At 43.5% G+C, this 8545-nt stretch carries 8 protein-coding genes; 1 reads left to right on the forward strand and 7 read right to left on the reverse strand.

Going from position 1 to position 8545, the window contains the following annotated elements; translation table 11 throughout:
- The coding region (locus NG346_RS14015) for a hypothetical protein (RefSeq protein WP_262288890.1) at window positions 1–654 on the forward strand (654 nt) is incomplete at its 5' end.
- A gap of 98 nt (window positions 655–752) precedes the next feature.
- Here the strand turns inward: NG346_RS14015 and NG346_RS14020 are convergent.
- From NG346_RS14020 to NG346_RS14045, 7 genes are all read right to left on the reverse strand, one after another.
- Entirely contained in the window at window positions 753–2474 is a 1722-nt protein-coding gene (locus NG346_RS14020; RefSeq protein WP_262281164.1) for an IS66 family transposase, read from the reverse strand.
- Between the two features lie 97 nt (window positions 2475–2571).
- Window positions 2572–2841 carry an IS66 family insertion sequence element accessory protein TnpB gene (gene tnpB / locus NG346_RS14675; protein ID WP_396266836.1) on the reverse strand — a complete coding sequence of 90 codons (270 nt, stop codon included), beginning with the start codon at window positions 2839–2841 and terminating at the stop codon, window positions 2572–2574.
- Between the two features lie 71 nt (window positions 2842–2912).
- A complete protein-coding gene (locus NG346_RS14025) occupies window positions 2913–3326 on the reverse strand; it encodes a hypothetical protein (protein WP_262281163.1) in 414 nt (137 codons plus the stop codon).
- Between the two features lie 269 nt (window positions 3327–3595).
- Window positions 3596–4711 (reverse strand): HigA family addiction module antitoxin, encoded by a 1116-nt coding sequence (locus NG346_RS14030; RefSeq protein WP_262281162.1) that lies wholly within the window; start codon window positions 4709–4711, stop codon window positions 3596–3598.
- On the reverse strand, window positions 4704–5024 hold the full coding sequence (locus tag NG346_RS14035) for a type II toxin-antitoxin system RelE/ParE family toxin (RefSeq protein WP_262281161.1): 321 nt from the start codon (window positions 5022–5024) through the stop codon (window positions 4704–4706). The genes NG346_RS14030 and NG346_RS14035 overlap by 8 nt, the downstream gene beginning before the upstream one ends.
- A gap of 239 nt (window positions 5025–5263) precedes the next feature.
- A complete protein-coding gene (locus NG346_RS14040; protein WP_262288891.1) occupies window positions 5264–5845 on the reverse strand; it encodes a HipA domain-containing protein in 582 nt (193 codons plus the stop codon).
- 1022 nt (window positions 5846–6867) lie between these two features.
- Window positions 6868–8268, reverse strand: coding sequence for a tyrosine-type recombinase/integrase (locus tag NG346_RS14045; protein WP_262281159.1), 1401 nt, complete (start codon window positions 8266–8268; stop codon window positions 6868–6870).
- Window positions 8269–8545 lie beyond the last annotated feature (277 nt).

The raw sequence follows: 8545 nt of genomic DNA on the forward strand, positions 1-8545 counted from the left end.
ATCTTTTCTTGTTCCATGACCGCAAAGGTAAGCAAAAAAAATAGTTTTAGCACGCTATCATATCAAGTTCTTTGGTTAGGCAGCGGCATCCGTCCGCCACGGACAATCCCCCTTGGGCCCAATATTCCTGTAAAAGAGGCTTTGCTGTTCTATACTAAAGGCAGTGAGTCTGAATTCTGGCGCCGAATTGGCCCTGGTTATTACTATGTTTACGAAACATGTAAATGGAAGAGGATAGTGCGAGCTTCATGGTTCTTAATCTTCTATAGGGAGTATAATAGTTTCTGCCAAAAGCACTTAGCTCATGACGGGAATCCAGTCGTTTCAACTGATAATATTATGCATTCTTTTCTTGAGGAGAAGCGTCAAACCTTTTTCCGTCAAGAGCAGGAAAGCAATAATGTCAATATAGCGGAATGGTCACATCGCAATCTATGCATACTCTATGATGCCTTGTGTCCACAAGGTATATGGGGTAATGACTATCCTCATATCGTGTTCTACGAAGAAGACAATCCTTCACCTTCTAAAGATGCATTGTATCATGGGCAAAATGGAAAGCGTGGAAAACCATACTGGGCTGATCGTATTGATCTCCCAGGCGATTGGGAAGAACAATTAGCGAAAAAATATCAATTTAATGAACAAGATTAGCCTATTATAATTTAAAAATGTTCGTAAGTGTCTCCGCATTTGTGTAGACTTGTTAAAAAAACGCCCCATGACATCTTTTGCCATGGGGCGTTTTCACTCTAATCTTGCTTTTTCCACTTGTCAGGCAGTAGTTCGCGGTATTGTTCAACTGGACTTTTGGGCTTCATCCTTGCAACTCTGTCTATGACATCCGTAAAATACTCGAAGGAGTCGATGCCATTAAGCATGCAGGACAATGTCAGCGAGTAGAACATTGTCCCTCTCTTGGCACCATCGTCCGTTATGAAGAATAGTGAGTTGCGCCTTGACTTGGAGACATACCGGTTCTGCATCTCGCAGAGGTTGTTGTCCAGCGAGGTGTCGCCGCGAGTGAAGATGCCTTTCACAGCATTCCACTCGCTGTCCATATAATGTACTGCCGTATAAAGGTCGCTCTTCGGTGGCAGGTCTTTGTCCGGCAGTGCGAGAAGCGTGTCAAGTTTTTCCCTTATGTCCTTGAGTATTGGAGGGGCGTATTCCTGTCTCCACTTGAGGTTGTCTCCTGCAGTCCAGTTCTTGTCGTCCTTATGACTGTGCTCTTTCCTGTAGAGTTTGTTGATCATCCTGACCATCTTTCTTGCCTCTGTATTATTTTCTCCGCAGTCAAGGAACTTCCTCTTTATGTGCTGCAGGCAGGATATTCGTTGTATGTCTTTGTAATCATCTGTTTCCAGCTTCTTGTAAGCAGAGTAGCCGTCAGACTGCACGCAGCCGTGGAATCCGGTAAGCTCGTCGAGTATGACCTTCTGCGACCTTGATCCGCAATCGTATATAAAGTAGGAGAGTTTCAACTGTCTGCTTGCAACGAGCCACATGTAGCCTTTTCTTGATCCCCGTGCGGCAGGCATGCCTGCAAGGGAAGAACCGTTGTTGTCCACCGTGTCCTTTCCTGTGCTGCATCCGGTGCCGGAAGCACTGCCGTTTTCCGCTGTTTCAGGCTTCTTCTCAGACAGTATCCTGTAGTATGTCTCGTCTATATTAAGATAATCTGCCTTTAGGACTGTGTCACGTAGTGCCAGATAGAGGCTTTCCAATATGCCGGACGTCTTTCTCAGCAGTCCGTCAGCCGTCTTCTTGCTCATGTTGAAGCCGTCCTCACGGAGCATGCGGCAGATGCTCTCTACCGGCATTGCATAGCCATAGCGGAGACGCATGATATATGCTATTGCTGAGGACTCATAGGAAGAGTTAAGGAATGGGGTTGACGGTGCCTTTCCACGGTACAGGCGGCCGTCCTGCTTATACAGAGGCGCACGGTAGAGTACCGTCTCCATATAACCCTTTTGATAGCGGTACCTCCTGCTTTCCAGATATGCGGTGGGGTTACCCTCCGTATCAGTGCCGCCGATAAGCGTGGCGGTGGACAAATTGAAACCGGGAGTGTCGGGTGTAACGTAAACGACTCTCGTATGTGCAGAGTTCTCCGGATGGGTGCTTCGCTTTGCGCCGTTATTTCCACGGGCCTTGACAGCCTCCGCACGCTTTGTCTCCAGCTCCTTCCTCTTTTTGGCGGATGGTTCCGGAGGTGCCTGCTTTTCAGTCTTGTTGGATATTATCTTGGACAGCCCCTTGTTTATGTTCTCAGCCTTCGCGATGTCATTGTTGCGGGCATCTATGGCTTCACGAAGGGAGGCTATCTCCTTTCTCAAGTCTGCGATAACGGACAGCAGCGCATTAATCTGGCGCTTGTCCTGCTCACGCTCAAGGCGGTACACCTCGTTCTGAGACTTGAGCGAGGCGATTACTTCCTTTAGACTTTCTATGATCTGGGCGTTTGTCATTACATCTACAAAGGTAATAAAATTTTACGTAATGACAAAACTTTCAGACTGATATTTTACAAATATTTTATTGGTAATCAATAGGTTATATCAACCTCTAAACATCAATATACATCCTCTTGCGGTATTTTACAGAATTGGTAGAGATTCCCTGCATTATGAGAGAAAATGTCCTCCATGGCATCTCTGCGCGTCCTGTCGACTCATTTATAGAGGGTGCCTCGAACGTACCTCGTTCAAGGCGTTTATGATACAGGATGAAACCGTCACTATCCCATCTGAGCAGCTTGACACTTTGCCTGTTCTTTGAAAAGAAGACAAATATACCGCCGCCCAGAGGAGCAAGACCCATCTCGTCGCGGACTATCCTTGAGAGTCAGTTAATGCCGTTGCGCATATCCACACACCTGGTGCATAGATAATAATGCATATTTTCATTCAGTCCGAACATATTCCTCCCTCCTTGACGAGCTTAAGGACAAACTCTGCCAGCGACCCTGCATCGGCTGTATCTATACTTAGGGTGACGCCTTTGCCGATGGCAAGAGTGACATTGCTGAGCAAATGAGAAGGATGACCTTCTTCCATGTTTCCCGTTGACTCTGATATCTCTACAAAAGACGGCAGGGACCTGGAAGACTCTGCTGACTTGGATTCGGCGGTAATACCTTTGCGTATATCTGCTATTGTACGGCCTGTCTGATAAAGCCATTTCAGCATGCCGCGATAATAGACTTTGTTGTCGCGACATACCTCTGATAATTTTGTCGGACGACCACGGCGTAGTGAAGCCTCGAAAATGGTCAGTGCCTTCTGGTAACGCTCTTTAGCTGTTTCACACATATCTTTCATCTTTATATTTCAGATGCAAAGATACGCACTTCTTATTTTGACTACAATACGCAATCGTGGAGACGCTTACTTTTCACTGCCATTATCATGTTACAAGAAAGGCCTCACGCCATCATGGCGGGAAAACCCCAAAGAAAGTTATCTAATAACTAATCTAAAAACCTAAATCCATTACAGGTTTACTTTAGTTGGTTGGTCTGTTTTCAAAAAGCGGAGGTGGTTTTGTGCACATCTCCGCTTGCTCTTATCTGTTTATGTGCTTTGTTTGGTTATAGAATCTTCGTTTCAAAGAATCTCTTTATCTTGTATATGCCAATATCGTGCTTGTAACGCCCGAATAGTAGTTGTGGATTTACATTGTACTTATTTGCTTCCGCCAGAATATGTGGTGCTATTTTATATGGTACTACATCACGAGTTTTTGCCATGAACTTTTTCCATTCCGCATTTGGTAAAATTGCATTTAAGGCAAACTCATCAGCTTCAGCCTCCTCGATGTTCTTTTTGCCCTCTATGAGATTAATCATTGCTTTGCCATTTGGGGTAAGGTGCTTGAATACATGACCGACCTCATGTAAAGTGGTGAAAGCAAAATTGTCAATGGAAGCAATTCTCTCTGTAATGATAATTGTTGGTGCATATCCTAACCAAAAGGACATACCATCAACAGGAACTTGCCCGACCTTATTGACTACAAGAAAGCGAATGCCATATCTATTAAGAACACGTTGGGTCTTGATTACCGTATTTTCGTTTTCTTTAAACACATTGTTCAGCTCTCTTGTCAACATCTCTGTATCTGCACCCTTATCAAATGTGCATAAAGTTGAATCATCATTTTTAGAGAGATGATAGCAATAATATTTCCAAGACAGAATGTCCACGGGATTGGTTTTCACCTTTTCTGACTTGCGGTAATAAGAAAGTTCCATTTCTTCTGCCTTCAAGCCAAAGAAATCATCCAAGTTATCCACAGAAAAGACCTCAAAGATGCGTTTTACATCCTCGATGATATTTCCTCTAACAATACCCGCCTTCCTGAAAAAGGGAATTGATACTTGATCTTTGAGCACATTCCAAATCTCCAGCATTTTTGTCTGCAACACAACCCTTTCGCTCTGTTTGGCGCAATCCAATTCGTATTGCGTTTGGATGTTCATGAGATATGTCGCAGAAATGCCGAGAGCGTTTTCCAACAACAATGCCATTTCAGGTGTCAGAGAACGTTTACCTTTTATGACATCATTCAGAATGGATTTCTGTATGCCAGTGAGTTCGGACAATTCGCTCTGCTTCATATTACGAGCAGACAATTCGTCCTTAATCACCTCGCCCACATGAGTTGCCTCAAATGGGACTGCCTGATTGAAACTAAACTTAGTCATAATGATGTGATATTTCAATTAATTCTATTTCGGTAATGATAATACTGCCATCGGCAGGAGAGCTTTGGAAAATCAATCGCCAAACATCATTGCATCTTACGGATTCTTGATCTTTTCTGTCTCCGTGCAATCTTTCGTAGTGCAAGCCATGATCACGCATAATGTCTTCAATTCTTGTGGCAGCTCTCATTTTGTTGACAGCCTTAACATAACCCTTGATTGCGGCTATAGGAAGTCTTTTATACTTCTTATCAGATGTCTTTCCATTTTCGAACAGTTCCAACAAAGCCTCGTCTTCACTTGTTATGTTCATATATTATTCAGCCATGTTATTTTTATCTGTGTGCAAAATTACGATAAATATTTTGATTATCAAAATTGATAACTAATTATTGGATATATTATAGTCATTTTTAACTTCTATTTATTCTTTCTAGTCCCGCTAGTCCGTCTATTGTATATGTTACACAAAAAAATTCTGTGGTAAACCACAAAAAATTCCTATAACGATAAATATTATGATGGTATTAGTCATATATCTCGGCAGCTGTCTTATTTCAGACCCAACGCAGAAGAAAAGAATCTTTTAGCCATTTCGAAGAGTTGATCGGAAGTAATATTAGCAATACCTGTCTTCTCTATTTCAGCATACTCTTCTTTATTCTTGCCAATGACGAACTTACGTTCAGCACCATCGATATTGGCTAACAGATGATAGTTGCCCCTATAGGTCTGTTCGATTCTGATATCAGAAATCTTATGACCATTGACCTCTGAGGGAAGGAATACTGTTGGCTTATCATACTCACCCCATGATTTCAGATTGTCAAGGATGGTAGACTCCACACGGCCAATCCATCTTGCACCAACTTTATTCTTCTCTGCGATCGGACGGAATTGCTTCAAGGCATCAGCCACTTCCCTGATGATTGCATCGGGTCTTTGTATGCCGTTGTTATGAGCAAATGCCACAGCGTCCTCCCGGCTGAAGTTACTGAGCTTGGAACGCATGAACAGGCAATGGTCTTCATTGGGAAGGCTGCCTCCCAAGTCCAGCACGTAGGTAAGGTCGTATGCCGGAGCAAGTTGCCATGTGCCGTCCTCGCTCATGATGAAAGAGAATATTATTTCCATTATATCCTGTTCTGTTGGAAGCATCCCACTGTTGTTGTCCATCAGATCATCAATCTGTGTAGCGATGTAATCCAAATCCTTCTCATCTAAGAGCGTCAATAATGCAATGCACTCTTTCTTTTGTATTCCAGAATGCTTGAAGAGTGCATATAGTACTGTTTGACTTGGAGTCAATTCCATATAGGATATATTTAGTGAGATGTTATATTTATTATTACGTTTTTATGGTAAGATTTTTTATTAAAAGACTCATAACCATTTAAATCCTGTCCAAAGTTAGGCATAATTTTCGAACTATGTTATCTTTTCTCTTTTAGATTTTGATTTGTGTATTAGCTTGTTCCAGTGTATGGCGATTTGTTGCTTTTGATAGTTGGTTAGAGCGCATGGAGAAACCCGAGAAAAGATTTCATGTTATGTAACCAGTCTGAGTGCAGAAATTTAAAATCGACCTCGCTTTGGTACACGGGTAGTGCAGGGTGCAAGGTCACTATAATATATAGGACCTCGCACCCTGCACTACCCGTGTACCAAAACGCAAGATAAAAAATTGTTTCTCAAATATTTGGTAGTTAGTTCATTTTTTGCTAACTTTGAACCCGAATAGAAGAGATCTTTGAATTTTGGCTTGTTTACTGCCTTCGGGTGTGTTTTTCAAGTCATGCAGGGTTAGGAAATGGTCTGTAGAGGGTCTGTAGAGGTTCTAAAAAACGGTACAGATACGGTACAACTCAATTCCTTGACTTTATAAGCAATTGAAATACAACATTTTAGCGGAAAAGGTGGGGGTTCCTCTCTCTCCGCGAAAAAGAGACTTATAACTAACTGATAATCAAGAAGTTATAAGTCTCTTAATATTTAAGAACAAATGTCCTTTTGTGTTAATTGCCACCTAATCAGCAAGTTACAAGCACCTGATAATCACGGGGAAAAGGTACTTGAACCTGCCCTAAAACAGGTGGCAATCGGAAACTCACAATTGTCACCCAAAACAGGGTGGTTTTAACATTCATATAACTGAATCAATCTTTGTTGTCTGACTGGCTGATGCTGTCATCCGAAAAGATTTTATTCAACAGATCCATTGCCTTCTCCTGCGGTTCTTCATCTATGTGTATGTAGACCTGCAGGCTCTTGATGGTCCGCTTGCCCGTCATCTTCAAAACCACCTGCGGTGGTACCCCGTTGGCTATAGCAAGCGAGATGAATGTTCTGCGCCCCGCATGGGTACTCATCTTGTCGCATTTGCTGACGGTCTCCTGTATCCGGTTCTCGCCATGGTAGCTCACGAGGGTAATCTCCGATGTTATTCCGGCAAGGCGGCAGAGAGTCTTCAGATGGCTGTTCATCTTTTGTAAGGTCGGACAGGGGAAGATGGTGTCTGCACCTTTGCAGTCGGGGCGCATGTACTTCTTTAGTATTGCCCTGCTGCCGTCGTTCAGCGGTATTCTGATACATACGCCTGTTTTGCGTGGTGTGACGGCAATGTGATCGTCAGTTACATTGGCGTATCTTAAGTTCGCGATGTCTGAATAGCGGAGTCCCGTGTAGCAGGCAAAAAGGAAGATGTCCTTCACGCGGAAGAGTGATGGCTTCTCAACCGGAACGCGGAAGTGCTGGAGCTGGTGTAGCTCCTTCTCTGTAAGACAAATCGGCTCATTCTGAGCGATGCGGATGTATGGTGTAAAGTACTTGAAGTCGTCGATGGTGTGATACTTGTGTTTGAAAGCCCAGTGGAGAAACCGGCGCAGGAACTCCAGTTGTTTCTTCACTGTCGTGTTTTTCAGCCCTTCCGACTCCCCAAGAAAATGGAAATATTCTGCCAGCCCCTTCTCGCGGAAGAAGTCAAAGGACAGACAGAAGCCATTCCCTTTCATCCGCTCCATCTTTGTGATGTGGTTCCACATGGAGTTGTATTTTTCACGGGTGCTCTTGGACCATCCTTTAGAATCCCCCTCTCTGCGCATGAAATCCTGGTAAGCACCCTCGAAGTACTTGCGGCGCTTTGTCTTGGCGCATTCATCAGCATGCTTTGTGGCATTGGCACTTTCTTTTCCTTCATTGTGTTTCACGGTTCTGGCCAGTCGTGCCCGCAATGTAGCCACCGCATTGGAGACCTTCCTATCTGTCAGTATTTGCCCCTTGCGATATGAGTCTGAGTTTGCCAGCTGTACGACACCAGACAACTGCTCAAGTCCGGCATTGACATAACTCTTAGGCATCATTCCGTCCACGTCTAGCTTCACGCGCTGGGACTCTTTGTTCCACTGAATCTCGCAGGCATGAAGTCCTGTCGACAGTTCCATCCGTTTGCCGTTGAAACTAACTCTCATCAGAATTGGATACACTGGATATGCCACTCTTCCTTTCTTGACCACATTGGTCTGTCCCCGCTTGCGGAGAATAAAATTCACTTTTACCATTTGTGTAGTTATTTTAGTTGAGTGCCGTTATTGGCATCATATAAAATATACACAATTATAAATACAATAGTGATTTTTAGAAACTATTCTTGAAATTAATTCTTTTAGTATCTCCTCACCCTTCTATACTTCAGCGTATAGACTTTATTGAAATACGGCCCAAGGGGGATTGTCCGTGGCGGGCAGATGCCGCTGCCTAACCAAAGACAGTAACACATCTATAGAAAAAGAAGGGTATATCCCTTATTCCCTTCAGGCATGACCTGAAGGCTTTCAT

It is taken from the genome of Hallella absiana (assembly GCF_025457485.1).
Classification (GTDB): Bacteria; Bacteroidota; Bacteroidia; order Bacteroidales; family Bacteroidaceae; genus Prevotella; species Prevotella absiana.